Origin of the sequence: Methylobacterium nigriterrae, from assembly GCF_037106235.1 — a bacterium.
GTDB lineage: Bacteria > Pseudomonadota > Alphaproteobacteria > Rhizobiales > Beijerinckiaceae > Methylobacterium > Methylobacterium nigriterrae.
This window is the reverse complement of the sequence record NZ_JBAWTG010000380.1, coordinates 1-1,286: the sequence shown is the minus strand read 5'-3', so window position 1 is coordinate 1,286 and position 1,286 is coordinate 1. Positions and strand designations below refer to the sequence as shown.

Sequence of the window (1,286 nt, the reverse complement as noted above, 5' to 3'; positions counted from 1 at the left end):
CCGCCGAGGCCGAAGCACGCTACTATGCACAAGCCGAGGTCCGAGCCTTGGCTGCCTGATCCAAACCAAACAGCCTCCGAAATTCCCGGAGCGGTTCACAAGCGATTCGGGATGGGCAGCGGTGTGGGGGTCGTCTGTTATGGAAGCGATCACCAGCATCTCGCCGCGCTCGATCACCGGGCCAAGGTCACCGTAATCGGCGAAGCGCTGGCGTCCGATCAGGCTAGTTGCACCAGGCGGCGCCCATTCCTCGATGATCGTGATGAACTCACCCGTGGCGTCGGTCTCGCCGTAGCCGGCTCGGCTGGCATTCAGGGTGCGGCCGACGATCTCAGAGGCTCGGGCCGTCATCTCGGCGGCCGTTGAAACGTCCCGCAAGACGTCGCCCAGCTCGATCAGAGCGGTGCGCCGGGTCGCCGCTGCTTGAGCCTGTGCCTCGGCGGCCTGCATAGCCACCACTTGCCGACGCTCGCGCAGGAGCAGCATGACCTGACGCGCCAACCGCCGCAGAGCATCGCCCTGCGCAGGATTCAGTCCCTCGGACCGTGGGTGATGGTCGATCACGCACAGGCTGCCGAGCACGAGCCCGTTGGCTGTGCGCAGCGGCGCACCCGCATAGAAGCGGATCTGCAGGTCGCCTGTGACGAGGGGATTGGTGCGGGTGCGAGGATCCTGCGTGAGATCGGGGATGACGAGCAGATCCGGTTCGGCCAGAGCGTAGGCGCAGACGGATGCGTTCAGGTCGGTTTCGCAGGCTGGGAACCCGATGCGGGCTTTGAACCACTGCCGGTTTGCGGCCACCAAGCTGACCAATGCGACTGGGGCCGCGCACACCAGGGCGGCAAGCTGCACGATGTCCTCGAACCCCTCCTCGGCCGGGGTGCCGAGAATGCCGTAGGCCTCCAGCTCGGCGAGGCGGCTTGGATCGTTAACAGCGTTCAGGACAGTCCAATCGGGCATCAAGGGCCATCGGGCAATCCTTATCCAATACCCTGCTCAGCGGCTCAGGTCAGCAGTCTGGCCCGCGCCGCGCGGACCGACACGGCCCGTATGATCTTCATCGTGAGCCGAGGCAGCACGATCAGTGCCCGCAGTATGGAACGCGTTTCGTAAAGCCCAATCCGCGAGCGGCGCCGCGCCCTTGCTAAGGTTCACTGGATCAAGCCCTATTGGACCGCAGGGCGGGTCAGACTGATCCTCCTCTGAATGAGTGGACACCTCTGCTACGCTCCCATGGGGGCTGGAAGGTGTCTGATGGGGACAACGAAACGAACGTTCACGCCGGA

At 64.7% G+C, this 1,286-nt stretch carries 1 protein-coding gene; it reads right to left on the bottom strand.

The genetic code is table 11. The annotated features are described in order from the left end of the window. The coding region (locus tag WDW90_RS37235) for a GAF domain-containing protein (protein ID WP_336492744.1) at positions 1–960 on the bottom strand (960 nt) is incomplete at its 3' end. Between the last annotated feature and the right edge of the window lie 326 nt (positions 961–1,286).